This window comes from Streptomyces sp. NPDC005483, from assembly GCF_040606035.1.
Lineage (GTDB): Bacteria > Actinomycetota > Actinomycetes > Streptomycetales > Streptomycetaceae > Streptomyces.
Genome location: NZ_JBEXEA010000001.1, coordinates 455535 through 480962, shown reverse-complemented (window position 1 = coordinate 480962; position 25428 = coordinate 455535). Strand labels below are relative to the sequence as shown.

General features: G+C 70.2%; 21 protein-coding genes. 13 read left to right on the top strand and 8 right to left on the bottom strand.

What is annotated here, in order from left to right; genetic code table 11:
- Positions 1–40: 40 nt before the first annotated feature.
- The gene (gene glgA, locus ABZT06_RS02150; protein WP_355733456.1) at positions 41–1195 is read right to left on the bottom strand and encodes a glycogen synthase; all 1155 of its coding nucleotides are present in this window, start codon (positions 1193–1195) and stop codon (positions 41–43) included.
- A gap of 44 nt (positions 1196–1239) precedes the next feature.
- Positions 1240–1983 (bottom strand): (2Fe-2S)-binding protein, encoded by a 744-nt coding sequence (locus tag ABZT06_RS02145; RefSeq protein ID WP_355733453.1) that lies wholly within the window; start codon positions 1981–1983, stop codon positions 1240–1242.
- Positions 1984–2193: 210 nt separating this feature from the next.
- On the opposite strand from ABZT06_RS02145, the gene ABZT06_RS02140 reads away from it, so the two are divergent.
- Positions 2194–3351 carry a DMT family transporter gene (locus tag ABZT06_RS02140; RefSeq protein WP_355733451.1) on the top strand — a complete coding sequence of 386 codons (1158 nt, stop codon included), beginning with the start codon at positions 2194–2196 and terminating at the stop codon, positions 3349–3351.
- On the opposite strand, the gene ABZT06_RS02135 is transcribed toward ABZT06_RS02140, so the two are convergent.
- Complete coding sequence (locus ABZT06_RS02135; protein WP_355733449.1) at positions 3341–4528, bottom strand: transglycosylase family protein; 1188 nt, start codon at positions 4526–4528, stop codon at positions 3341–3343. The genes ABZT06_RS02140 and ABZT06_RS02135 overlap by 11 nt on opposite strands.
- 266 nt (positions 4529–4794) lie before the next feature.
- On the opposite strand from ABZT06_RS02135, the gene gndA reads away from it, so the two are divergent.
- A complete protein-coding gene (gndA, locus tag ABZT06_RS02130) occupies positions 4795–6234 on the top strand; it encodes an NADP-dependent phosphogluconate dehydrogenase (protein WP_355733446.1) in 1440 nt (479 codons plus the stop codon).
- A 497-nt stretch (positions 6235–6731) separates the two neighbouring features.
- On the opposite strand, the gene ABZT06_RS02125 is transcribed toward gndA, so the two are convergent.
- The 5 genes from ABZT06_RS02125 to ABZT06_RS02105 all read right to left on the bottom strand — a co-directional run bounded on the left by ABZT06_RS02125 (position 6732) and on the right by ABZT06_RS02105 (position 10998).
- Positions 6732–7082 carry a GNAT family N-acetyltransferase gene (locus ABZT06_RS02125; protein ID WP_355733443.1) on the bottom strand — a complete coding sequence of 117 codons (351 nt, stop codon included), beginning with the start codon at positions 7080–7082 and terminating at the stop codon, positions 6732–6734.
- A 37-nt stretch (positions 7083–7119) separates the two neighbouring features.
- On the bottom strand, positions 7120–7539 hold the full coding sequence (gene panD / locus ABZT06_RS02120; RefSeq protein ID WP_355733441.1) for an aspartate 1-decarboxylase: 420 nt from the start codon (positions 7537–7539) through the stop codon (positions 7120–7122).
- Positions 7540–7916: 377 nt separating this feature from the next.
- Positions 7917–9062: a galactonate dehydratase gene (dgoD, locus tag ABZT06_RS02115; RefSeq protein WP_355733438.1), complete on the bottom strand. Its 1146-nt coding sequence runs from the start codon at positions 9060–9062 to the stop codon at positions 7917–7919.
- 125 nt (positions 9063–9187) lie between these two features.
- Positions 9188–9952 carry an SDR family NAD(P)-dependent oxidoreductase gene (locus ABZT06_RS02110; protein WP_355733435.1) on the bottom strand — a complete coding sequence of 255 codons (765 nt, stop codon included), beginning with the start codon at positions 9950–9952 and terminating at the stop codon, positions 9188–9190.
- Positions 9949–10998: a LacI family DNA-binding transcriptional regulator gene (locus ABZT06_RS02105; RefSeq protein WP_355733432.1), complete on the bottom strand. Its 1050-nt coding sequence runs from the start codon at positions 10996–10998 to the stop codon at positions 9949–9951. Before ABZT06_RS02105 ends, ABZT06_RS02110 begins: the two co-directional genes overlap by 4 nt.
- Positions 10999–11509: 511 nt before the next feature.
- Here ABZT06_RS02105 and ABZT06_RS02100 point away from each other — a divergent pair.
- The 11 genes from ABZT06_RS02100 (at position 11510) to ABZT06_RS02050 (ending at position 25314) form a co-directional block, all read left to right on the top strand.
- Positions 11510–12856, top strand: a complete 1347-nt coding sequence (locus ABZT06_RS02100) for an extracellular solute-binding protein (RefSeq protein ID WP_355733429.1) — start codon at positions 11510–11512, stop codon at positions 12854–12856.
- Positions 12853–13896: a sugar ABC transporter permease gene (locus ABZT06_RS02095; protein WP_355733427.1), complete on the top strand. Its 1044-nt coding sequence runs from the start codon at positions 12853–12855 to the stop codon at positions 13894–13896. The genes ABZT06_RS02100 and ABZT06_RS02095 overlap by 4 nt, the downstream gene beginning before the upstream one ends.
- Entirely contained in the window at positions 13896–14717 is an 822-nt protein-coding gene (locus tag ABZT06_RS02090; RefSeq protein ID WP_355733424.1) for a carbohydrate ABC transporter permease, read from the top strand. Before ABZT06_RS02095 ends, ABZT06_RS02090 begins: the two co-directional genes overlap by 1 nt.
- A gap of 159 nt (positions 14718–14876) precedes the next feature.
- Positions 14877–15548 (top strand): bifunctional 4-hydroxy-2-oxoglutarate aldolase/2-dehydro-3-deoxy-phosphogluconate aldolase, encoded by a 672-nt coding sequence (locus ABZT06_RS02085; protein WP_355733421.1) that lies wholly within the window; start codon positions 14877–14879, stop codon positions 15546–15548.
- Positions 15545–16513, top strand: coding sequence for a sugar kinase (locus ABZT06_RS02080; RefSeq protein WP_355733418.1), 969 nt, complete (start codon positions 15545–15547; stop codon positions 16511–16513). Before ABZT06_RS02085 ends, ABZT06_RS02080 begins: the two co-directional genes overlap by 4 nt.
- A 43-nt stretch (positions 16514–16556) precedes the next feature.
- Entirely contained in the window at positions 16557–17615 is a 1059-nt protein-coding gene (locus ABZT06_RS02075; protein ID WP_355733415.1) for a lactonase family protein, read from the top strand.
- A gap of 73 nt (positions 17616–17688) precedes the next feature.
- The gene (locus ABZT06_RS02070) at positions 17689–19218 is read left to right on the top strand and encodes an alpha-N-arabinofuranosidase (protein ID WP_355733412.1); all 1530 of its coding nucleotides are present in this window, start codon (positions 17689–17691) and stop codon (positions 19216–19218) included.
- Between the two features lie 127 nt (positions 19219–19345).
- Positions 19346–20302, top strand: a complete 957-nt coding sequence (locus tag ABZT06_RS02065; protein WP_355733409.1) for a glycosyl hydrolase — start codon at positions 19346–19348, stop codon at positions 20300–20302.
- Positions 20303–20343: 41 nt separating this feature from the next.
- Positions 20344–20856, top strand: coding sequence for a hypothetical protein (locus tag ABZT06_RS02060; RefSeq protein ID WP_355733406.1), 513 nt, complete (start codon positions 20344–20346; stop codon positions 20854–20856).
- The gene (locus tag ABZT06_RS02055) at positions 20853–23237 is read left to right on the top strand and encodes a carbohydrate binding domain-containing protein (RefSeq protein ID WP_355733403.1); all 2385 of its coding nucleotides are present in this window, start codon (positions 20853–20855) and stop codon (positions 23235–23237) included. The genes ABZT06_RS02060 and ABZT06_RS02055 overlap by 4 nt, the downstream gene beginning before the upstream one ends.
- Positions 23238–23340: 103 nt before the next feature.
- A complete protein-coding gene (locus ABZT06_RS02050; protein WP_355733400.1) occupies positions 23341–25314 on the top strand; it encodes a glycoside hydrolase family 97 catalytic domain-containing protein in 1974 nt (657 codons plus the stop codon).
- Positions 25315–25428 lie beyond the last annotated feature (114 nt).

Sequence of the window (25428 nt, the reverse complement as noted above, 5' to 3'; positions counted from 1 at the left end):
CCTCACCCTGGTTTCACCCATCACTGCCCTGGCGAGGGGCTTAGTACGCCTGTTTGACGATCTCCTCGTAGAGCCGGACCGTACGCCGAGCGACCGCGTCCCAGCCGAACTCGCTCACCGCGCGCTCCCGTCCCGCCTCGCCCATCCGGCGTGCCGTCGCCGGATCGCCGATCACGGAGTCGAGTGCCCGCGCCAGGGCCGTCTCGAACGTGTCGTCCACGGTCACCAGCAGGCCGGTCTTCCCGTCCTCCACGACCTCCGGGATACCGCCGACCCGCGAGGCCACCACGGGAGTGCCGCAGGCCATCGCCTCCAGGTTGACGATGCCGAGGGGCTCGTAGACCGAGGGGCAGACGAACACGGCCGCGTGGGTCAGCAGCTGGATCACCTCGGGGCGCGGCAGCATCTGCGGGATCCAGTGCACGCCCTCGCGGACCCGGCTCAGCTCCTCGAAGAGCTCGCGGAACTCCCGGTCGATCTCGGGGGTGTCCGGCGCGCCCGCGCACAGCACGACCTGTGCCGCCGGGTCGATGTCCCGTACCGCCCGCATCAGGTGGGGCACGCCCTTCTGCCGGGTGATGCGGCCGACGAACAGCACGAACGGACGGCCACGGTCCAGGCCGATGCGGTCCAGGACGTCGGTGCCGTGGTCGGGCCGGTACAGGGCGGTGTCGATGCCGTTGTGCACGATGTGGACCTTGGCCGGATCCAGCGCCGGGTAGCAGCCGAGGATGTCCTCGCGCATCGCTCCCGACACCGCGATCACCGCGTCGGCGGTCTCGATCGCGGTGCGTTCGGCCCAGCTGGACAGGGCGTATCCGCCGCCGAGCTGCTCGGCCTTCCAGGGGCGCAGGGGCTCCAGGGAGTGGGCGGTCATCACGTGCGGGATGCCGTGCAGCAGCTTGCCGAGGTGGCCGGCGAGGTTGGCGTACCAGGTGTGCGAGTGGACCAGTTCGCGGCCTTCGAGGCCCGCGGCCATGGACAGGTCCACGGAGAACGTGCGCAACGCGTCGTTGGCGGTGTCCAGCGCGGACCAGGGCCGGTGCCGGACGACACCGTCCGCGCGGCCCTCGCCCCAGCAGTGCACGTCCAGATCGACGAGGGACCTCAGCTCCCGGGCGAGGAATTCGACATGGACACCCGCGCCGCCGTACACGTCCGGCGGGTACTCCCGGGTCAGCAGGCCCACACGCACCCGGAACCCCCTGTCTCAGTGGCTGATCGGCTTTGCTTTCATGGTCACCCAGATGTGCCGCGCGGGGAAGAGCGCGGGGCTCGTGTGAAGCAACAGTCACCGCACACGCCACCTTCCGGCAACCGGTAGTACAGACAGCAGCTGCGGCGGCGGAGCGTGGTGCTGTCGAGGGTGCCCGCGAGCAGGGGATGGGCGAGGAGTTCGGCCGAGAGGGCACGGGCGCGGGCCGAGAGTCCGGGACGGTGGCCCAGCTGACGGGCGGCGCCCGCCAGGGCCGAGGCGGCGTTGCCCCACAGCAGTCCGGTGGCGAGCCGGTACTCCGCGTGCAGCGCCGCGGTGAGCGGTTCGAGGTGGCCGCGCAGGACGACGTCGGCGATGGTCCCGGCGTCCCCCGGCAGCGGCTCCACGGCCTCCAGCCACAGGTCGTCGGGGGCGCTCGCGTCGGGGTCCCAGCGCAGTCGCCGCGCCGACAGGTCGGGGACGCGGCCGTACAGGACCGCACAGCCGAGCGCGACCGACCACAGCCTGGCCGCGAGGCCCTGGTGGGCGATGGAGGCCGCGACCCGGGGCTCGGGGGCGCGCAGGACCCGGGCGACCTTTTCGACGCGAAAAGTCACGGATTTCCGGTAAACATCCGATGCCCGGTTCTCGTAGACTTGTGCGAGGGTCGGCAGCGCCGGGCGCGCTGTCCCGGGAGTGCCGCCGATCGTGCGTAGGACGAAGAAGGCGCCGAGCGGTCGCAGCGCCGCGAGATCAGGGTCGAGGTCCACGACCAGCAGTAGTACCAAGGCCCGTAGGGGTACCCACCAGGGGGCCTCCACCCCGTGTCACCCGCCTTGGGGAGGACACGGACCCTTTTGTACTCCATCGGCAGTAGGACCCATTGCCTGCTCAGGTACGACGACGGGAAGAACTTTTCCCGGCATCGTGTTGGTCATGGAAGACGACCGTTCGTCGCGCCGGGCAGAGCGCCCCCGCCTCACGCAGAGGAGCAACTCATGAGTGCCCTCGCGTTGTCCGTGCTCCTGTCCCTCGTCTCCGCCGTCGCCTACGCGGGCGGAGCGATCGTGCAGGAGCAGGTCGCGGTGTCGCACCCCGACGAGCAGTTCGCGCCGCTGCGCCGGCCGAGCTGGTGGGCGGCGGTCGCGCTGAACGGCCTGGGCGGACTGCTGCACGTGGTGGCGCTCGCCTACGGTCCCCTCAGCCTGGTCCAGCCGCTGGGCGCCCTGACGATCGTGTTCGCGCTGCCGATGGCCGCGCTGTTCGTCGGCCGCAGGGCCGGGGCCACCGCCTGGCGGGGCGCGATCATGGCGACAGCGGGTCTGGCCGGTCTGCTCTCCCTGGTGGGGGCCTCCGACGCGCACTCGCTGAGCACGACCCAGCGGGTGTTCGCCGGGCTGGTGACGGCCGCCGCGGTGGTCGCGCTGATGATCGCGGGCCGGGCCGCGCACCGGCACCCGGTGGTGCGCAGCGTGCTGCTCGCGACCGCGTCCGGCATAGCGTTCGGCATGTCCTCGGTGTTCACCAAGACGGTCGCCGTCGACTGGACCGGCGGCGTGTCGGCGGCGGACCTGCCCTCCCTGGCCGCGATCGGTGTCCTGGCCACCGCCGGACTGATGCTGTCGCAGGCCTCGTACCGCGGCGCCGGTCTCGCGGCCCCGCTGGCGACGCTGACGGTCGTGAACCCGGTGGTGGCGGCCGTGGTCGGCATCACGATGTTCGGCGAAACCTTCCGCTACGGCACCACGGGCACCGCGCTCGCCCTGAGCTGCGGTGTGGTGGCGGCGGGCGGGCTGATCCTGCTGACGACGGAGCGGCTCCAGCGCACCCACGCCGAGCCGCCGACGGCCGCGGTCCCCGACGACGGGGACGTGTTCGTCCCGGCGCCCGCCGAGGAACCGGCCGATGCTCTCGTGCGCGAGGGCGTGCTCGTCGACCAGGTGGCCGCACTGCGCGAGGAACTGCTCCTGCCGGCCCCTGCCTCGCCGTCCTCCTCCGCCACGTCCGAGGCGGCGCCGGGGGACGACTCGTCCGGCCGGCTCGACCAGCTCCCGAACCAGGGCGACGAGCCCCCGGCGTACTACGGCCCCTTCTACGGAGCCGCGTACATCCCGATGCCGGTCCTCGACCGGCACCGGACCCGCGTCAAATCCTGATGCCGCCGGCCCGGAGATACACCAACGGGTCGATGTCGGAACCGAAGCCGGGCCCCGTCCGCACCTCGAAGTGCAGATGCGGGCCCGAGCTGTTGCCGGTGGAGCCGGAGCGGCCGATGCGCTGCCCGGCGCCCACGCTCTGCCCGGCCTTCACCGAGATCGCGGACAGGTGGGCGTACTGGGTGTAGCGGCCGTCGGCGTGCCGGATCACCACCTGGTAGCCGAAGGAACCGCCCCACCCCGAGGTGACGACCTTCCCGGCCGCGACCGCCCTCACGGACGTCCCGGTGGGCACCGGGAAGTCGACGCCGGTGTGGTAGCCCTTCGACCAGGCGGAGCCCGCCTTGCGGTACGGGGTGCCGAGGGAGGCGTGCACGGGGGCGACGAGGCCCGTGTCCGCGGCCCTCTCGGTGTTTTCGCTCTTCTTGGTCTTCTTGGCCTTCTCCTGGGTGCCGGAGGAGGTCTTCTTCGTCGGGGTGTGGTCGGTGGTGGTGCTCGTACCGACGGTGGCGCGCAGCTTCAGCCGCTGTCCGGGCAGGATCAGGTCGGGATCGGCCCCGACGGTCTCACGGTTGGCTGCGTACAGCCCTCGCCAGCCGCCCCGGACCTTGTGCGCGTCGGCGATCCCGGAGAGCGAGTCGCCCCGGACCACGGTGTACATCTCGGCGGAGCCGGCCCGCGACTGCGGGGTGGTCTGCGGCTGGACGTCCCGCACGGAGGCCGTCTTCTTCGTGTGCGGCTGGACGTCCTGCGCCGAGGCCGTCTTCTCGGTGAGCGGCTGGATGCCGGGGTCCGAGCCCCCGCGCGTCAGCCCGGCCCGCACCGAGCACGCCGGCCAGGCGCCCGGTCCCTGTCCGTCCAGCACCTTCTCGGCCACGGCGATCTGCTGGTCCCTGGTGGCCAGATCCGCTCGGGCCGCGTACCGGGTGCCGCCGTACGCCTCCCAGGTGGACTGGGTGAACTGGAGCCCGCCGTAATAGCCGTTGCCGGAGTTGATGCTCCAGTTGTTGCTGGACTCGCACGCGGCGACCTTGTTCCAGGTGTCCACGTCGGCGGCGTGCGCCGTGCCGGTGCCGATGAGCGGGACCGCGATGCCGACGCCGCCCGCCGTGACGGTGAGTGAGGCTCGGTTGATCCTGTTCGGCTGATACCGGCGGTGCCGGCCACGTACGGCCATGGAGGCCTCCCCCTAGACATGCGTCCTGCGCCAGGAGGGGCAAAAGTAAGCGCGGCGAACAGGCCATGACAAGACGGCAACCGGCCGCGTGGGGGCGCGTCCCGGACCGCCGTCCCCGGCTGAACGCAACGAGGCGCCCGAACCGTATCCCTGGTGTGCGGCCAGTCCCCCGACAAGCCAGGATGACCGGTGGACGATACTGACAAGCACGACCGGCAGCGATAGACGACCTACGCGATCCACAGGATCTTTTGGGAGCAGGCGGTATGAGCACAACAGCGCAGATCGGTGTCACGGGCCTTGCGGTCATGGGCCGCAACCTCGCCCGCAACTTCGCCCGCAACGGCTATACGGTCGCCCTGCACAACCGGACCGCGTCGCGCACGCACGCCCTGGTCGAGGAGTTCGGCTCCGAGGGCGACTTCATCGCGGCCGAGACCGCCAAGGAGTTCGTGGCGGCCCTGGAGCGCCCGCGCCGTCTGGTCATCATGGTGAAGGCCGGTGAGCCGACCGACGCGGTGATCCAGGAGTTCGCGCCGCTGCTCGAGCCCGGCGACATGATCATCGACGGCGGCAACGCGCACTTCGCGGACACCCGGCGCCGGGAGCGCGAACTGCGCGAGCAGGGCATCCACTTCGTCGGCATGGGTGTCTCCGGCGGCGAGGAGGGCGCGCTGCACGGACCGAGCATCATGCCGGGCGGTCCGAAGGAGTCGTACGACTCTCTCGGCCCGATGCTGGAGAAGATCTCGGCGAAGGCGGCGGACGGGGCGCCCTGTGTGACGCACGTCGGTCCCGACGGGGCCGGGCACTTCGTGAAGATGGTCCACAACGGCATCGAGTACGCCGACATGCAGCTGATCGGCGAGGCGTACCAGTTGCTGCGGGACGTGGCCGGGTACTCCCCCGCCCAGATCGCCGACATCTTCCGCACCTGGAACACCGGGCGCCTGGACTCGTACCTGATCGAGATCACGGCCGAGGTGCTCTCGCACGTGGACGCGGCGACGGGCAAGCCGTTCGTCGACGTCGTGGTGGACCAGGCGGAGCAGAAGGGCACCGGCCGCTGGACCGTGCAGATCGCCCTCGACCTGGGCGTCCCGGTCTCGGGCATCGCGGAGGCCGTCTTCGCGCGGTCGCTGTCGGGCCACGCGGAGCTGCGGGAGGCGTCCCGCTCTCTCGCCGGACCCAAGGCGTCCCCGCTGTCGGAGTCGGAGGCCGGGGCCTTCGCGGACCGGGTCGAGCAGGCGCTGTACGCCTCGAAGATCGTGTCGTACACGCAGGGCTTCCACGAGATCTCGGCCGCCCGCGAGGAGTACGACTGGGACATCGACCTGGGTGCCGTCTCCGCGATCTGGCGCGGCGGCTGCATCATCCGCGCGGCCTTCCTGGACCGCATCCGGTCCGCCTACGACACCCGCGCGGACCTGCCCAGCCTGCTCTCCGACGACACCTTCGCCCAGGAGATCGCCTCGGCGCAGGACGACTGGCGTGACGTGATCATCGCGGCGACGCGGCAGGGGGTGCCGGTGCCCGGGTTCTCGGCGGCGCTGGCGTACTACGACGCGCTGCGCGCCGAGCGTCTGCCGGCCGCGCTCACGCAGGGGCAGCGGGACTTCTTCGGTGCGCACACGTACCGGCGCACGGACCGCGACGGCTCGTTCCACACGCTGTGGGGCGGTGACCGGTCCGAGGTGACGGGCTGAGGGTCGCGCTGACAAGGAGGAGGGCCACCGTTCGGTGGCCCTCCTCCTTCGCGTGGTGAGTCGTCAGCTGAGCGGTGGCCCCGGCTCCGGGTTCGGTACCGGCTCGGGCCCCGGCGGTACCGGGGACGGCGACGGGTCGGGGGCCGGACCGGGGCCCGGGGTCGGGTCCGGGGGTGACGGGGGCTCCGGGGCCGGGCCCGGCGTGGGGACCGGACCGGGTCCAGGAGTGGGGCCCGGAGTGGGGCCGGGCGGGACGGGGTCGGGGTACGGGTTGGTCATCAGGTCCTCCAGCCAGTCGGTCGACGTCGGCTCTGGACTACTCCCCCGCGTACCCATGAGCCCCGCGGCCAGTCACCCGCCCGCGTGACGAGCGGGGCCCGCGTGGGTGTGCGCGGGGTGCGGGTGGGGACTTGACGCGGCTCGCCGGGCCCACCGGACCGCGAACTGCTGCGCGGCCCGTCGGGCCCATCCGGCCGCGGGCTCACGGACCCGGCCGCCTAGAACCCCTCGGGGTTGGCCGCCAGCCACCGCTTCGCCGCGCGAAGCAGGTCCGGGTCGGCCGCGGGGGCCTCCTCGGGGTGGCGCTCGGCCCACTTGACGACGTACGGGCAGAGCGGGGCGACGGGAACTCCCTCGCGCGCCGCGATGCCGTAGAGCTCGCGGGCCAGGGAGCCCGCGATGCCCCGCCCCTCGTGGGCCGGTTCCACGATGGTGTGGACCGGGACCAGGGCGCGCTCGGGGGATTCGAGGACGAAGTACTGGATGTGGCCGACGACTTCGCCTCCCCCGGAACCGAAGGCCTCCAGGCGCCCGGCCTGTCGGTCGTCACGGATCTCGATGTCGCTCATGGGCACGCTCCTGGTCCGAAGGTCGTCGGCGGCAGGGTCAGGCCCGTACCGCCTGCGGGCTGCGCTCCTGGTCGGAACCCGGCACCGGCTCGGACGGATCGGCTCCCAGGGCCACGATGCGGTTGTCGCGGTCCACGTGCACGACCCGGGGTTCGAGCGCCCGCGCCTCGGCGTCGGTCACCTGAGCGTAACTGATGATGATCACCAGATCTCCGGGGTGGACGAGATGGGCGGCGGCACCGTTGATGCCGATCACCCCCGAACCGCGCTCCCCCTCGATGACGTACGTCTCCAGCCGGGCGCCGTTGGTGATGTCGACGATGTGGACGAGCTCACCGGGCAGCAGGTCGGCGGCGTCGAGGAGCTCCGCGTCGATGGTCACCGATCCCACGTAGTGCAGGTCGGCCTGGGTGACGGTGGCTCGGTGGATCTTGGACTTGAACAGAGTACGCAGCACTTTGGACTCCTGGAAGTCGGCTCCCTGCCCGCTTCGTGCAGGTCAAGGGCGGTCTCGACTGTACACCGGGACACGCAGGTCGAGGATTGTGAGGAACATCGCTCCGCTCGGGCGAGACGGCTTCACGCCTGGGCTTTCGCGCCGCACCGGCGCCTGTTCAGTCAATCCTCCGGGACAGCCCGGCGACTCACGCTGACCGGATGCTGACGTACCTGATGAGCCATCAAAGGTGTGGGAGACCACTCTGCACACGGACGACGTGCGTCCACGCACCGACCTACCAGGCACCGACATCGCTCTTGGTGGGAGCGGATGGAGTGTTTGACCGTGCCCGCAGCCCGGTTTCGCCGTGAGTCCACTGGTGATGCCAGGTGCGGCTACCAGGCGGCCAGTGAGCCGTCGGTGTTGCGCCAGACGGGATTGCGCCAGCGGTGGCTTCGTTCGGCGGCGGCGCGGACCGCGTCCTCGTCGATGGTGATGCCGAGACCGGGTGCTGTCGGGCGGTCGATGTAGCCGTCGCGGAACGTGAAGGGCGTGGTGTCGGCGAGGTAGTCCAGCAGGCCGCTGCTGTCGCCGTAGCCGATGCCCAGTGCCTGTTCCTGGATGAGGAAGTTGGGGATGGCGAAGTCGAGTTGGAGACTGGCGGCGAGGGCGATGGGGCCGAGCGGGCAGTGCGGTGCCACCAGGACGTCGTACGCCTCCGCCATCGCGGCGATGCGACGGGTCTCGGAGATGCCGCCGGCGTGGCTGATGTCGGGCTGGGCCACGGCGATGCCGTCGGAGAGCACCGAGCGGAAGTCCCAGCGGGAGTAGAGCCGTTCGCCGGTGGCGATGGGGATGGATGTGGAGCGCACCACGGCGCCGAGGTCCCGGGAGAACTCCGGCAGCACGGGCTCTTCGACGAAGAGCGGCAGGAGCGGCTCCAGGAAGGGCAGGACGCGGCGGGACATCGCCCCGCTGAACCGGCCGTGGAAGTCCAGCGCCAGGTCGCGCTCCGGCCCGATGGCCTCGCGGACCGCGCTCACGCCGGCCACGATGGCATCGATCGCGGCGGGCGTGGCGAGCGGTTCCAGCTGGCCGCAGGGGTTGAGCTTGACCGCGGTCATGCCCTTGGCGACCTGCGCGGCGGCCGACTCGGCCAGTTCCTCGGGGGTTTCGCCGCCGACCCAGCCGTAGACGCGCACCCGGTCGCGGACGTGGCCGCCGAGCAGCTGGTGGACCGGGACGCCGTGGGTCTTGCCCGCGATGTCCCACAACGCCTGGTCGATTCCGGCCAGGGCGCTGTTCAGGACGACTCCGCCCCGGTAGAAGCCGCTCTTGGCGAGCACCTGCCAGTGCTCCTCGATGCGAGCCGGATCCTGGCCGAGGAGGTAGTCGAACATCTCCTCGACGCAGCGGGCGACGGTGTGGGCCTTGCCCTCGACTATGGGCTCCCCCCAGCCGGAGATGCCCTCGTCGGTGTCGATACGGAGGAAGAGCCAGCGCGGTTCGACGAGGAAGAGCTCGTATCCAGTGATCTTCATGGGGTGGACCTCCGGGTCCTGTGCTGTACGGCCTGGTGTGGGGCCGGGGGCTCGGTGAGGGGTGAGTCGGTAGTGGTCGCAACGGGCAGGGTGGGTTGTCGCCCGGACCGGGTGAGGCGGGGGGCCTACTCCTGGGAGCTGATGCTGCGGCCACCGTCCACGAGCAGGTTCTGGCCGGTGACGAACGCGGCGTCCTCGGAGGCCAGGAAGGCCACGGCGGCGGCGATGTCCTCGGGCACTCCGAGCCTGCCGACGGGAGTGCGCGCGACGGTCTGCGCCTTGTACTCCTCGGGCGTCTCGGCCCACAGGGCGGTGACCACGGCTCCGGGAAGTACGGAGTTGAACCTGATCTGGCCTCCGTACTCGACGGCCAGCTGGCGTACGAGGGCGGCGATCCCGCCCTTGGCGGCCGCGTACGCGGGGAAGCCCTTGAAGCCGATGGCCGCGTGCACGGACGAGGTGATCACCACCGCGCCCCTGGCCGTTCTCAGCAGGGGCACGGCGGCCCGGACCCCGTAGAACACGGAGTCGAGGGAGAGCTGTAGCTGGTCGTGCCAGCAGGTGTCGTCCAGTTCGTGTGCCGCTGCGGGCAGGTTTCGGCCGGCGTTGAGATGGAGCACGTCCAGGCGTCCCGTCCAGGACCCTGTCTCGGCGACGGCCGCGGCCCACTCCCCCGGCGAGGTGACATCGAGGCATCGGTCCCGTGCCTGTCCGCCCTCGACGCGGATCTCCTCGGCCACGCGCTGGGCGCCTTCGGCGTCCACGTCGGTGACCATGACGGATGCGCCCTCCGCCGCAAGCCGGTGGGCGGTGGCCGCCCCGATGCCGGAGGCGGCCGCGGTGAGCAGGGCCGTACGGCCGATGAAGCGCGCCGGTGCGGCGACGGTCATGGCGTTCCTCCTGGTTCTGCCGGTCTGGCCGTGGAGCCGCGCACCACCAGCAGCGGCTCGGTCGGTACGACGACGTCTCCTGTCGGCTTGCCCTCGATGCTGGCCACCAGGGCGTCCACCGCGGCGGTTCCCAGCTCGTGCAGAGGCATCGCGACAGTGGTCAGCGGGGGGCTGAGGTGCGCGGCCACAGGCAGGTCGTCGTTGCCGACCACGGAGACGTCTTCGGGGATCCTGAGGCCGAGGTCCCTGATCGCGGCCATGGCGCCTATCGCCTGCGCGAGCGAGCTGGTGTAGAGCGCGGTGACCGGCGGCCGCCCGTCGCCGTCGGCACAGCGCAGCAGTTCCCGCGCGGCGGACCCGCCGCCGTCCTCGGTGAAGTCGCCGGACGCGACGGGCGCCGCGTCCAGCCCGAGGGTGTCGGCGTACTGGAGAAACGCCTTCTTGCGGACATCGCTGGGAGTGATCCCGGGGGGACCCGCGATGTGGCCGATCGCGCGGTGGCCGAGGCCGTGCAGATGATCGAGTGCCGTCACGCTGGAGCGGGCGACGTCCATGGTGACGTTGCGGCCGGATCCCTCCACCGAGCGGTTGAGGAAGACATGGGGGACGGCGCTGCGGCCCAGTGCGTCCAGCAGGGGGTGACCGGGGCGGGCGGAGGCGATGAGCAGTCCGTCGACCCTGCCTTCCTGGACGAGGTCATGGAAGGACTCGTCGGCCTCCTGCCCGTCGAAGTCCTCGGCCAGCAGGGAGAGGTAGCCCAGTTCGCGAGCTCGCTGGTAGGCGCCGCGGGCGATGGTGACGTACGTGGGGTTGGCGAGCGCGGGGATCAGCAGGGCCAGTGCGTGTGTGTTGGCTCCGGCCAGTGCCCGGGCTCCCGAGTGCGGCCGGTAGCCGAGCGCCTCGGCGGCCTCGTGGACGCGCCGGCGTGTCTCCGGCCGTACGGACAGGTCCTGGCGGTCGTTGAGCACCTTGGACACGGTGGCCTTGGAGACCCCGGCCGCGTGGGCCACATCCACGAGCTTGGCCCGGACGGGCTGTTCCGGCACGTGCTCCCCCTCTTCGGTGGGCGTTGTCCTGGCCCGCCGTGCGGGACCCGGAGTGACGTGTTCTGGCCTCTTGACATCTTCTGGAAACGCAACTTAACGTTCGCGAAAGTTTCAGTCAACCGGTTTCCTCAGACGGAAATAAGCGGTAACTCTGAGCTAAATCCATCAAACCGGTCATATCGATATGGCCAGATGTCGGCCACAGTTGACTCCACGTCAGCCGTGGCCGAGGAGTCACCGTCGGACTCACCGCGTACGCGACCACCGTCGCACTCGCGGTCCCTGACACCCGTTGGCGCACTGTCCACGCAGACAGCTGCGCCCGGTCCAGGGCATCTCGCGCTCCCTCGAGCAAGCCGGTGCACCACCGGCCACCGTGCTCGCCCGTTCGCTCCTCGCGGCAGCCCCTCATGCCGCCATGGACTCCGCCCTACGTCCCGCTGCCGCCGCACGCCTCGTCACCGCGCACGTCTCGCAACCGCGCGTGTCCCCGCCACGAAAGGCAATCACCATGCCCATGTCCACGTCCCTCGACAGACGGCGCTTCCTCGCCCTCTCCGCCGGAACCGCGCTCGCCGCGACCGGTCTGTCCGCCTGCGCCGGCTCCGTCAGCAACGGCACGGGCGGATCTTCGAGCGGCAAGACGACGCTCACCGTGATGACGGTGCAGAACGAGTGGGACAAGAAGGCCCTCAAGGCCGCGGAAGACGCGCTCGGGATGAACATCAACGTCATCATCTGGGACGCCACCAAGCTCAACGCCATGCTGGCGGCCAAGAACCCGCCGGACGTGGTCCGCGGCTTCGGCGCGACCGAGACCCCGTACTTCGCCGCCCGCGGCCTGATGACGGACCTGGACCCGTACTTCGCCAAGAGCTCGGCGCTGAAGGCCTCCGACCTCGACCCCGTCAACGACGTGTGGCGCTACGACGGCAAGAAGCAGGGTGTCGGACCCCGCTACGGCATGGCCAAGGACTACTCCCAGGACTCCATGTTCTGGTACCGCACCGACCTGTTCGAGGCCGCCAAGCTGGACGCGCCCAGCGCGACCGAACCGGTCTCCTACGACGAGTGGCTGGACCTGGGCAAGAAGCTGGTCAAGCGCCGCCTGGGCAAGGTGAAGGTGTACGGCCTGAACGCCACCGGCATGGGCGTCTTCCCGCAGCTCATGGGGATGACCGCGTCGGCCGGCGGCAGCCTGTTCGCCGAGGACCTGGCCACGGTGGACTTCTCCTCCCCCGAGGCGCTCAAGGCACTGCAGTGGTACCTGGACTACGCCAAGGCCGACATAGGCCCGAACGTCATCAACCCCAACCCGGACGGCTGGGACGGCCCCACCTACCAGGCCAACCGGATGGCGATGAGCTGCAACGGCTACTGGTTCGGCGGACTGATCGGCGCCGACCCCAAGCTCGCCGCGGTCTCCCGCTTCGCGCCCGCCCCGCAGTTCGGCGGCCACCGCGTCAGCTCCTGCTTCGGCGCCACCGGCTTCTGGATCCCGAGGGACGCCAAGAACAAGGACGCGTCCTGGAAGTTCTTCGAGTGGTACTTCGGCGGCAAGCCCGCCCAGGAGCGCGCGGCCAGCGGCTGGGGCATCCCCTCGCTGAAGTCGCTGCGCGCGAGCATGCCGCAGACCAACGCCTTCCAGAAGCAGGCCTTCCAGGTGCAGGAGCAGGAGCTGCCGCACTTCTCCGTCCTCAGCTTCACCCCGTACGCCCAGCAGGCCGCCCTGGAGGGCGTGCTCAGCAAGGTGCTGCCGGGTGCGGTGAAGTCCGGGACGTCGGCGGGCAAGGTCGCCGACACGCTCAACTCCCGGATGAACGAGCAGCTCGCCCAGGGCAAGGAGCTCGTGGGGTGAGCACCGATCAGATCACCGCGTCGGGCGCGCAGTCTCCCTCCGGGGAGACGGCCGCCCGGCCCGGGCCCCGCACTCCCGCGCGCGCCGGACGCCGGCGCGCCTCGCTGACCACCCGCCGGGCCCTCTCCTTCTACGTGTTCGCCGGACCCTGGGTGCTGGGCTTCCTCACCCTGACGGCCTTCCCGCTCGGCTACGCGCTGTGGCTGAGCCTGACCAACTCCGACGGACTGTCGAACAACTCCCGCTTCGTCGGCCTGGACAACTACCGGGAGGTCCTGACCGACCCGGAGACGCTGTCCTCCCTGGCCCGCACCGGCATCTTCACCGCGATCACCGTGCCGCTGAGCATCGCGGCGGGATTGTTGCTCGCGGTGCTGGTCAACCAGCCGATCCGGGCCCGCGGGCTGTTCCGCACCCTGCTGTACCTGCCCGCGGTCGTGCCGCCGGTCGGCGCCGCGCTCACCTTCAAGCTGATCTTCGACCGGGACTCGGGCGCCGCCAACGGCGTCCTCGACGCCCTGGACATCAACGGCGTCGCCTGGCTGATGGACCCCTACGCCCGCTGGGTCCTGATCACCCTGATGCTGTGGGGCTGCGGCAACGCCATGATCATCTCTCTGGCGGGGCTCCAGGACATCCCCAAGGAGCTCCACGAGGCCGCCCGCATGGACGGGGCGAACGCCTGGCAGTCCTTCTACAAGATCACCGTCCCGATGCTGTCCCCGGTGCTGTTCTTCCAGGTCATCACGGGCATCATCGCCGCCGTGCAGAGCTTCCTGCCGCTGCTCATCTCCCTCGACCCCACCCCAAGAGGCGTCTCGGCCGTCCCCGAGGGCAACTACCTGTTCATGATCCATGTGTTCGCCCAGTACTTCGCCAACGGCCGCTACGGATACGCCTCGGCGATGCTCTGGGTGCTGTTCCTGATCATCATCGCGATCACCTTCCTCGTCTTCAGGCTCAGCAAGGGCGCGGTCTTCTACTCCGTCGCCCCGGAGCCGGACAAGCCCTCCCGCCCGCGCACGATCGGAGGCAAGTGATGGTGTTCCCCCGCAGAAGTGCCGTCTACATGTTGCTGGTCGGCGCCCTCGTCCTCTTCCTCGGCCCGTTCGCCTGGCTGCTGGACACCGCTCTGAAGGATCCCTCCGAGCTGCGCGCGCTGCCCATCCACTGGTGGCCGCACCACCCGGGCCTGGGCAACTTCCGGGAGGCCCTGACCCAGATCGACTACCTGGGGTATGCCCGCAACTCCCTGATGATCGCCACCATCTACGCCGTCCTGGTCACCCTGGCCTCGGCGTGGGCCGGCTACGGCTTCGCCCGTCTCCAGGCGCCCGGCAAGCGGCTGATCTTCTCCGTGCTGCTGTCGACGATGATGCTGCCGCAGGTCCTCACGCTCATCCCGACCTATCTGCTGTTCGCCAAGATCCACCTCACCAACACCTATGTGCCGTGGGTGCTGTGGGGCCTGTGCGGCGCCCCTTACCTGATCTTCCTGTTCCGGCAGTTCTTCTCGAACATGCCCAAGGAGCTGGAGGAGGCCGCGATCGTCGACGGCTGCGGGCAGATCCGCATCTTCTGGCGGATCTTCCTGCCGCAGTCCTGGCCGGTCATCGCCACCAGCCTGATCCTGTCCTTCAGCTGGACCTGGGGCGACTACATCGCACCGGCCCTGCTGCTGGACGACGCCCACACCACGCTCGCGGTCAAGCTCGCCTACGGCTACGTCAACGAGCACGGCTCGCCGCTGCAGAACCTGGTCGCCGCGGGCGCCGTGATGTACGTCGTCCCGGTGCTGGCGTTGTTCCTCATCGTGCAGCGGGGCTTCGTCACCGGCTCCGCCACCTCCGGGCTCAAGTGATCCCCCCGCACCGCCGCACGCGCTGATCCGCCCCTGCGACGCACCTCAGATCCGCGTCACCGACGCTCCTCTCATCCGCGTCACCGACGCACCCGCCAGTAAAGGAACCCGCATGACCGACACCCAGGGAATCCTCATCTCCCCCACGGCGGTGGGGTCATGACGGAGCGTCCCGCCCTCACCCCGCAGCTCGGCCGGACACGGGTCATGGCCATCCTGAGGTCGGCCGACGCCTCCGGGCTGCCCGCGGTGGCCCGGGCCCTCGCGTCCGGCGGTGTCACCTGCCTGGAGATCACCCTGACCACCGCCGGAGCGCTCGACGCACTGGCCGCCGTCCGGGCGGAACTCGGCCCGGACGTCGCGGTCGGCGCCGGCACCGTGATCACCGGCGACCAGGCAAGGGACGCCCTGGCGGCGGGAGCGGAGTTCCTGGTCGCCCCCGTCGTGGACACCGCCGTCGTCCGGGACGCGGCCGACCGGGGCATCCCGTGCTACCCGGGCGCCTGGACACCGAGCGAGGTGTCCCAGGCGTGGCAGTCGGGTGCCGCCGCCGTCAAGCTGTTCCCCGCGGGCACGGGTGGTCCCGCCCACCTGCGCCAACTGCGAGCCCCACTGCCCGACATCCCCCTCGTCGCCGTCGGCGGCGTCACCATCGACCAGGCGCGGGAGTACCTGGACGCCGGCGCCTGCGCGGTCGGTATCGGCTCCCCGCTGCTGCGCGGCGCGGACCAAAACCCGACCGCGCAGGCACTGGACGCCCTCACCACCAGGGCACGCACCCTGCTGGGCGCGGTACGGGCCACCGCGCCGGGCGGGGAGGCGAGCGCGTGAACGCCTCCTCACCCCCGCCCGGCGAGCCCTACCTCGTCACCCTCGGCGACGTACTCGCCGTCATGGCGGCCCGCGAACCCGGCCCGTTCTCACTCGGCACGGCACTGCGCCTGGGGATCGCAGGCGCGGAGTCCAACGTCGCCATCGGGGTCAGCCGACTCGGCGGGGCCGCCACCTGGATCGGCCGGGTGGGCGACGACGAACTCGGCGGACTCGTCCTGCGGGAACTCCAGGCCGAAGGCGTCACCACCGTCGCCGTGCGCGACCCCGCCCCCACTTCCCTGCTGCTGAAGGAACGCCGCACCTCCACCCACAGCCGTACGCACTACTACCGCGGCCACACGGCCGGAACCCGGCTGACCGCCGACGACATCCCCGAGCACGTCGTCGCGGGGGCGGCTGTCCTGCACATCACGGGCATCACCCCGGCGCTCGGCCCGGGCCCCGCCGCGGCCGTGACCCGGGCCGTGGACATCGCCGCCGAAGCCGGGGCGACCATCTCACTGGACGTCAACTTCCGTTCACTGCTGTGGGACGAGGCCGAGGCCCGGGCGATCCTGCTTCCCCTGGTGCGCAGAAGTGACCTGGTCTTCGCGGGACCGCACGAGGCCGCGCTCGTGGTACCCGGCGCCGACGGACCGGAGGAGCTCGCCAAGAACATCTGCGACCTGGGACCCGGCGGAGCCGTGATCAAGCTCGGCGCCGACGGGGCGTACGCCCTCCTCGACGGACACTCTCACCGGCAGCCCGCCATCCCGGTCCGCGTGCACGACTCGGTGGGCGCGGGAGACGCGTTCGCCGCCGGATACCTGGCCGAACTGCTCGCGGGCGCGCCCCCGGAACGGCGGCTGAGGACAGCGGCCCTGCTCGGCGCCTTCGCGGTGAGCACCGCCGGCGACTGGGAGGGCCTGCCCCGGCGCTCCGAACTGGAACTGCTGGACCACCACGACGACATCGTCCGCTGAGACCTTCTCCACGCCCCGCCCCATGAACCTCCCAGGACCCCCCATGCGCACCGACACCCTCACCGTCCTCACCGGCTCCTACACTCCCGACTCCGGCGGCAACGGCCCTGGCATAGCCGCCCTGCGGCTCACTCCCGCGACCGGACACCTCTCCTACGACGAGGTGGAGCCGTTGCCCGTGAGCGGGGCCTCGTTCCTGGCGGCGCACCCGTCCCTGGTCGTCGTCTACAGCACCAACGAGACCGACGCCGGAACCGTCAGCGCCGTCGCCCGCGCCGACGACGGCACCCTGTCCCCGCTGGGCTCCCCGATGAGCAGCGGCGGCGCGAACCCGTGCCACCTCACCGTCCACCCGGACGGCGAGTGGCTGCTGACCGCGAACTACGGCAGCGACACCGCGCCGGGCACGGTCGCGGCGCACCGACTCGGCGCGGACGGACGCCTGCTGGAGCCGACCGATCTCGTGGTCCACGACGGGTCGGGACCGGTCGCCGGACGGCAGGAGGGCAGTCACGCCCACCAGGTACTCGTCGACCCGGGAGGCCGTTTCGTGCTGGCCACCGACCTGGGGGCGGACGCGGTCCTCACCTACCGGCTCGACACCCGCAGCGGAACCCTGGAACGGGTCGCGGTGAACCCGATGCGCGCCGGATCCGGACCCCGCCACCTCGCCTTCTCCCCCGACGGTGACCTGGTGTTCAGCGCGGACGAACTGTCCTCCACCCTCACCTGCCACCGCTACGACGCCGCCGAAGGCACCCTGACCGCCCTGTCCTCCGTAGCCGCCACGACAGCCGAGGACGTCGTCAACCAGCCCGGGGGAATCGTCGCCTCGCCCTGCGGACGCTTCGTATGGGTGACCAACCGCGGCGCCGATACAGTCGCCGCGTTCCGACTCGCGGGCAGCACCCTGGAGCCGCTCGGCGAGATCCCGGCCGGCGGCACCTGGCCCCGCGGCCTCGCTCTGGTGGACGGTCATCTGCTCGTCGCCAACCAGCACAGCGGCTCGCTCGCCGTACTGCGTGTCCTGCACGACGGAACCCTGACCCAGCCCCACCCGCCGGTCTCCGCCCCGTCAGTGGTCTGCGCCCTGGCCCTCTGACCCTCCCATCCCCTCTCGCCCTCCCCCTTGTCACGTCCGAAGTGACGTCCGAAGTGACGTCCGAAAGGCAGTCATGTCCGAGCCCACCTCCTCCCCCGCCGCCGGCTTCACCCTCGACTCGGCGTTCGACGTCGGCAGGGTCAACCCGCGCCTGTACGGATCGTTCGTCGAGCACATGGGCCGCTGCGTCTACACCGGCATCTACGAGCCCGGCCACCCCTGCGCCGACGCGGACGGCCTGCGCCAGGACGTCCTGGAGCTGGTCAGGGAGCTCGGCGTCACCACGGTCCGCTATCCCGGCGGCAACTTCGTCTCGGGCTACCGCTGGGAGGACAGCGTCGGCCCCCGCGAGGAACGCCCGACCCGGCTCGACCTGGCCTGGAAGTCCACCGAGACCAACGAGTTCGGCCTCGGTGAGTTCATGGAGTTCTGCGGCAGGACCGGCATGGAGCCGATGATGGCCGTCAACCTCGGCACGCGGGGCGTGGAGGACGCGGTACGGCTCCTTGAGTACGCGAACCACCCCGGCGGCACCGAGCTCTCCGACCGCCGCGTCGCCCACGGCGGCAAGGAGCCGTACGGCATCCGCATGTGGTGCCTGGGCAACGAGATGGACGGCCCCTGGCAGACCGGGCACAAGACCCCCGAGGAGTACGGCCGCCTCGCCGCCGAGACCGCCCGCGCGATGCGGCAGGTCGACCCCGGTCTGGAACTGGTCGCCTGCGGCAGCTCCAGCTCCTCCATGCCGACGTTCGCTTCCTGGGAGTCGACGGTCCTGCAGGAGACGTACGACCTGGTGGACTACGTCTCCCTGCACGCCTACTACGAGGAGATCGACGGCGACCGCGACTCCTTCCTGGCGTCCGCCGTTGACATGGAGCACTTCATCGAGTCGGTCGTCGCCACCTGCGACCACGTCCGCGCCCGCCTGAAGGCGGACAAGCGCATCAACCTCTCCTTCGACGAGTGGAACGTCTGGTACCAGAAGCGGCCCAACCCGCACGCCGTGGAGGAGTGGCAGCAGGCGCCGCGCATTCTGGAGGACGTCTACACCGTCACCGACGCGGTGGTCTTCGGTTCGCTGCTCATCGCGCTGCTGCGGCACGCCGACCGGGTCACCTCGGCCTCCCTGGCGCAGCTCGTCAACGTCATCGCGCCGATCATGACCGAGCCCGGTGGCGCGGCGTGGCGGCAGACCACGTTCTACCCCTTCGCGCAGGCGTCGGCGTACGGACGCGGCCGGGTGCTGCGCGTCGAGGTGGACAGCCCGACGTACACCACCGCGCGCTTCGGTGAGGTACCGCTGCTGCACGCCACCGCGGTGATCGACGACGAGACCGGCGACATCACGGTCTTCACGGTCAACCGCAGCCAGACGGACACCCTTCCCCTGCAGGTCGACCTGCGCGGCGTCGACGCCCACACCGTGGTGGAGCACCTCGTCCTGACCGACGAAGACCCGGAGGCCGTCAACACCGCGGACCGGCCCGACCGTGTCACCCCGCAGGCCGCCACGGGCACGGCGGTCACCGACGGGGTCCTGCACGCCGAACTCGCGCCGCTCTCCTGGAACATGATCCGCCTGACGAACCGGTCCGCCTGACGGCCTCGACGAGCCGACCGCCCATGGGCCACCGCCGACCGCGACTCATGGGCGTGCCGGGCCATCCGGATCACCACCGCACACCGGTGTCCTGGGACACCGCCGTACTCAATCCTGGGAAGAACCGATGACAGCCGTTGCCCGACCCCTGTTCCGAGACCCCGTGCACGACGGCGCGACCGATCCCACCGTCATCTGGAACCGGCACGCCCGCGAGTGGTGGATGTTCTACACGAGCCGTCGCGCCGACGCGCCGCCGATGGACGACGTGAGCTGGGTGCACGGGAGCGACATCGGGATCGCGTCCTCCTCGGACGGCGGGGCCTCCTGGCTGTACCGGGGAGTCGCCGAGGGGCTGGACATCGAGCCGGGACGGCACACCTACTGGGCCCCCGAGATCATCGACGACGGAACCGAATATCACATGTTCGTCAGCGTGATCCGCGGTGTTCCGACCCAGTGGGCGGGCCACGCACGCGTGATCCGCCACTACACGAGCCACGACCTCTTCTCCTGGACCTACCGCTCCACCCTCTCGCTGTCGTCCGACAGAGTGATCGACGCCTGCGTCCTGCCGCTCCCCACGGGCGGTTTCCGCATGTGGTACAAGGACGAGGCCGACGAAGCGCACACCTACGCGGCGGACAGCGACGACCTGACGCGGTGGACCGTCCGGGGACCCGCGGTCGAGTGCTCACAGCACGAAGGTCCCAATGTCTTCGAGCTCGGCGGCAGTTACTGGATGCTCGTCGACGAGTGGCATGGCCTGCGCGTTCTTCACTCACGGGACCTGGAGACATGGGAACCGCGGGGGCTCGTCCTCGATCGTCCCGGGCAGGGCCCCGACGACGGCTCGTACGGCTTCCACGCCGACGTCGTCACCAGCGAACTGGGCGCATTCGTCTTCTACTTCACCCACCCCGGGCGATCCGACGACAGCCCTGGCCGACGACACAGCGACCATGACGAGCGCCGAAGCTCGATCCAGGTCGCCCGCCTGCGGGTGGACGGAGACACCCTCGTGTGCGACCGCGACGAAACGCTGGAAGCACCCATCCTGCCTCTCGAAGGGCCGGTCCGGTGACGGCGATCTGGAGAGCGACCGCGAGAGCCCGTCGCGCAGGGATGATCCCGTTCGTCGCCGCGCTCCTGCTCGCCACCGCATGCCGAGCGGAAGCGCCGGCAGACTCCGGTGTGACCCTGCTCGACGGGAACCGGATCACCGTCTCCGGCCCGACCGTCGTCTCGGCCCTTCCCATCGACGACCAGGGCGACGTCCACGCGGCGGCAGCGCGGAGCCAGATCCCCTCGCTCAAGAGCGTGGCGCTTCAGTACCCCGGCCTCCGGGTCCTCGTCACCGACTCGGACGGCCACACGACCGACGCCGCCCTCCAGAACTTCGCGGCGAACTGGGCCCTCCCGCCCGCACTCGTCGTCGCCGCGGACTCCGCCTCCGTGGGCACCGAACTGCCCACGGACGGACAGCTCCACACGCTGCTGATCGGGGCCGACGGACACGTCGCCGCCGAATGGTCGAACCAGGCCGCTCCGACGCAGGCCATCGTCGCCGCGCTCCGCAAGGTCACGGCGAGCTCCTCCACCCCTTCCGACAACGTCGTACGGAAAGAAGCATCATGAGACAAGTCGCAGAGATAAGACGACTGTTCGCAGGCGCGGTCGTCACCATGCTGCTCGCCTGCGCCGCAGTGGCCCTGACACCGGCCGCGCCGGCCCACGCAGCAGGCTCGGCCTACTACGTGGACTGCTCGGCGGCATCCAACGGGACCGGAACCTCCTCCTCGCCGTGGAACTCGCTGGCGGGCCCGAACGCGACGACGTTCGCCCCCGGTGACCAGTTGCTGTTCAAGCGGGGGACGACGTGCACCGGCCTGCTGCACCCACTGGGCTCGGGCAGCGCGGCAGGCGGATCGATCACCATGAGCGCCTACGGCACCGGCGCCCTCCCGGTCATCGCCGGCGGCGGTGGCACGGACGCGATCTATCTGTACAACCAGGAGTACTGGGAGATCTCCGACCTGGAGGTGACCAACACCGGCGCAGTGAAGGGCGCGAACGCACGGCGCGGCGTCTACGTGGTCCTGGAGAACTACGGCACCGGAGACCACTACAAGATCAGCAACCTCAACATCCACGATGTGAACGGAAACCAGTCGAAGGAAGTCGACGGCAGCGCCGGAATCCTCTTCGCCGTTCTCGGGACCACGGCCCCGAGCGCCTTCAACGACGTCGACATCGACGGCAACACGGTGGCCAACGTCTCCCGCAGCGGTATCAACATGTCCAGCACCTGGCTCTGCCGGCCTTCCATAGGCTGCAACAACCCTGTCTGGACTCCTTGGAGCGGTGTCGTCGTCCAGAACAACACCGTCCACGACACCGACGGTGACGGCATCGTCGTCCAGATGTCGCAGAACGCCCTCATCGACCACAACGTCGTCTACAACGCGGCGAAGGCCCCCAACGCGGCGAACGCCGGCATCTGGGCCTGGGACTCCGACGGCACCGTGATCCAGTACAACGAGGCGTACGGAACCCAGAAGAACACCGGGAACTCCGACGGCCAGGGCTTCGACGTCGACTACGGGCAGGACGGCACCGTCGTCCAGTACAACTACAGCCACGACAACGCGGGAGGGTTCATCCTCTTCTGCGGCTGCGGCGGCGGATCACACCTCGCGAGCAACGCGGTGGTCCGCTACAACGTCAGCGAGAACGACCTTCTTCGCGCCATCACCATGGACGGCTCGCAGGACTCCGCGTTCTACAACAACACCATCTACATCCCGTCCGGATCCACCGCCAACGTCCTCGAGGTCACCGGCGCCTGGAACGACCTCACGCTCGCCAACAACATCATCTACAACCTGGGCAGCGGCGGTTACGTCTACACGTCCGGCCAGCCGGCCTCGAACTTCGCCTGGCGCAACAACCTCTTCTACGGCAACCACCCGGCCAGTGAGCCCTCCGACCCGGGGAAGATCACGGCGGATCCGCAGCTCGCCTCGCCCGGCAGCGGCGGCACGGGCATCGGCAGCGTCGCGGGCTACCAGCTCACCGCGTCCTCCCCCGCCATCGGCGCGGGTGTCGTCGTCCCGAACAACGGCGGCAAGGACTACTGGGGCTCGACCGTTCCCGCGACCTGCGCACCCGACATCGGCGCCGACCAGTTCAGCACCCCCTCCGACTCGACCTGCCTCGCCAACGAGAACCTCGGCTTCGAGAAGGGGACGACGGCGGGGTGGAGCGCGTGGAACTCCGCCTCGGTGGTGAACACGGGCGCCCACTCCGGCACCTACGCGGGACGTGTCGGGCCGTCGCCCGCCTCGCTCGAACAGTCCGTCCCGGTCGCGCCCCGGACGACGTACCGCGTCTCGGGCTGGGTGAAGTCGGCCGTCGCCGGCGAGGTCATGAACGTCGGCGTCAAGAACACCGGCGGTCTGGAAACGGTGGCGAGCTCCAGCGGCACAGCGTGGACGTTCGTCTCCGCCGACTTCACCACCGGGGCGACGAACAACACCGTACGGCTGTACTGCTACAAGAGTTCGGGTACAGGGAACGGCTACTGCGACGACATGGCCGTCACCCCCGTCAGGAACTACGCGATCAACGGCAACTTCGAGTCCGGCCACACCGTGCCCTGGCGCAACGGTGACTTCTCGCTCACGGGCACGGCGGCCAACGGCAACGCGGCCGGGCTGACGAACGCGTCCCTGAGCTCGGCCTCCCTGTTCCAGATCGTCACCGGCCTCACGCCGAACACCACCTACCGGCTGACCGGCTCCCTCGCGAGCCAGACCGCCGGCACCACGACAGCGCTGGAGGCCAAGCTCTACAACGGCAGCGCCGTCGCCAGCGCGTCGACCACGTCGAGCACGTACTCGAAGCAGTCGACGACGTTGACCACGGGCGCGGGCGTGACCTCCGCCCGTATCTACTGCCACCTCGTCTCCGGAAGCGGAGACGGCTACTGCGACGAAGTCACCCTGACCCAGCAGTGACCGACAGCGTGGGCGTCCCGGACGGGCCAAGCCCGTGCGGGACGCCCACGCGCGGTTCGTGTCGATGTCCTTTCATGCGACTCAACAGAGAGGGGAACTGACCATGGGAGCGTCAGGACGTCAGGAGCAGCCCGGCCCGCCTGGAGCCACACGCCCGGGAGCGCTGACCCGGCGCGGGGTCCTCAAGACAGCGGCGGTCACGGCGGGGGCCGCCGTACTGGGCCTCGCCGACGCGGGAGAGGCCCACGCCGCGGACGCCGTCATGACCGCCACGTCACCGGACGGCAGTAACAGGATCACGGCGTCGTTGATCGGCGGTGTCCTCACCTGGTCGGTCAAACGCGCCGGCACGACGGTCGTCGACACCTCGGTGCTCGGACTCGTGATGAGCGACGGCACCACCCTGGGCGCCGCGAACACCGTGATGACCACCTATCAGCACTGGACCCAGGACAGCACTTGGACTCCGGTGTACGGGCGCAACGCGACGATCCGCGACCACTACCAGGAGATGCGATGGAATCTTCAGGACAGCACCAGCGGCGTCGCCTTCGGCATCCAGATACGCGCCTACGACACCGGAGTCGCGCTGCGCTACACGCTGCTCGGCACGGGCACGGCCACCATCTCGGACGAGCTGACCAGCTTCGTGTTCCCCGGCGGCACCCTGGTCCACAGCGCCCGGGACGAGAGCGTGTACACCCCCGTCGCGCCGGACGCGATCCCCTCCACCGGCACCTCCGGCACGGACGTCGGCCCCCTGACAGACATGCCGCTGCTGGTCACCCTGAACAGCGGTCTACGCGCCTGCATTTGTGAATCCTCCCGCGTCAACTACCCGCGGGGGATGCTCACATCGGTCTCCGGACAGAGCAACACCCTCAAGACGTACCTGATGAAGAAGACCGCCCGCGGCAGCGGCCCGGTACAGAACACCTCGACCGTCACCACGCCGTTCGCCACGCCCTGGCGGGTCCTCGTCCTCGGATCCTCCGACACCGACCTCGTCGACAACGCCGAACTGGTGCTCAACCTGGCCCCGGCGGGCGCCCTGGCGGACACGACGTGGATCCGGCCGGGCAAGGTGTTCCGCTGCAACCTGACCACGGCTGCCGGAATCGCCGGAGTGGACTTCGCCGTCGCCCGCAGCCTGGACCACATCGAGTACGACGCGGGATGGTACGGCCCGGAGTTCACCACCACCGACGCGACCGCGGCGATCCCGGACATCGACCTGCCCATGGTGATCAACCACGCCACGACGAACGGCATCGGCGTCTTCCTCTACGTCAACCGACTGGCCCTGACCGACCCAGACACCCTGTTCGCCCTCTACAAGAGCTGGGGCGTGGCCGGCGTCAAGCTCGGCTTCATCAACGACGGTACCCAGACCATGACCAACCAGATCATCGCCTGGGCGAAGACCGCCGCCAAGTACAACCTGCTGATCGACATGCACGACGACGTGCGGCCCTTCGGCTACGAGCGCACCTACCCCAACTGGATCAGTCTGGAGGGTGTCCGGGGCAACGAGAACTTCCCCACCGCCACCCACAACGTGACGCTGCCCTTCGCCCGCAACGTCGGCGGCCCCATGGACTACACCATCTGTTACGGGCAGTCCCGCGACCAGACGACCAACAACCACCAGATGGCGATGGCAGCGGTGTACTACCAGCCGCTCAACTTCCTCTACTGGTACTCCACACCGTCGTCGTACGCCACCACCGCCAACTGGCCCGGACTGTCGTGGTTCGACGCGGTGCCCACCACCTGGGACGAGAGCACGGCCCTCACCGGGTCGGTCGGCGAGTACATCGCGGTCGCCCGCCGCAGCGGCACCACCTGGTTCCTCGGGGCGATGACCAACGAGACCGCCCGCACCCTGTCGGTCTCGCTGGACTTCCTCGACAGCGGCGTCGGCTACACCGCCACCGTCTACGCGGACGGAACGGCGGGAACCACCCCGCACGCCACGCCCACGGTGGTCAGTACCCGCACCGTCACCTCCTCGACGACCCTGAACATGGCGATGACCAGCGCGGGTGGCCAGGCGGTCATCCTCAGGCCGAGCTGACGCGCCCCGTCGCCGCCGAATCGGCTGGGCTGTCGGCCGACCGGCCCGAGCGCAAGATGGGGCTGACCGGATCGACCATGGCGACCGTGCAGTTCGACGGCGTACGGGTCCCCG